This window comes from Microtetraspora sp. NBRC 13810, from assembly GCF_030268685.1.
In the GTDB taxonomy this organism is placed as follows: Bacteria; Actinomycetota; Actinomycetes; order Streptosporangiales; family Streptosporangiaceae; genus BSRQ01.
In genome coordinates this window covers 1-714 of the sequence record NZ_BSRQ01000062.1, presented here as the reverse complement: position 1 = coordinate 714, position 714 = coordinate 1, and the positions used below count along the sequence as shown (strand labels likewise).

Genomic DNA, 714 nt, shown 5'->3' with positions numbered 1-714 from the left:
TCTGCCCCGGGCGGAGCTCGCCGTACAGGATCTTCTCCGACAGCGAGTCCTCCAGCTCGCGCTGGATGGTCCGGCGCAGCGGCCGGGCGCCCATCACCGGGTCGTAACCCCGGTCGGCCAGCAGCTGCTTGGCCTCCTGGGTGAGCTCCAGGCCCATGTCCCGGTCCCGCAGCCGCTCGTCCACCTGGGCCAGCATCAGGTCGACGATCTGGATGATCTCCTTCGGCGTGAGCTGGTGGAAGACCACCGTGTCATCGACACGGTTGAGGAACTCCGGCCGGAAGTGCTGCTTGAGCTCCTCCTGCACCTTCGCCTTCATCCGGTCGTAGTTGCTCTCGGCGTCGTTGTTCTTGGCGAACCCGACCCCGATGCCCTTGGAGATGTCCCGGGTGCCCAGGTTGGTCGTCATGATGATGACGGTGTTCTTGAAGTCCACCACCCGGCCCTGGGCGTCGGTCAGCCGGCCGTCCTCCAGGATCTGCAGCAGCGAGTTGAAGATGTCCGGGTGCGCCTTCTCGATCTCGTCGAACAGCACCACCGAGAACGGCTTGCGCCGCACCTTCTCCGTGAGCTGCCCGCCCTCCTCGTAACCCACGTAACCGGGCGGGGAACCGAACAGCCGGGAGACCGTGTGCTTCTCCATGAACTCCGACATGTCCAGCATGATCAGCGCGTCCTCGTCCCCGAACAGGAACTCGGCCAGCGCCTTGGACA

The 714-nt window shown here is 65.3% G+C and carries 1 protein-coding gene; it reads right to left on the bottom strand.

Annotated elements, in window-relative coordinates:
* Positions 1-714: AAA family ATPase (locus QSK26_RS41445; protein ID WP_285780854.1), on the bottom strand; the 714-nt coding region annotated here is incomplete at both ends.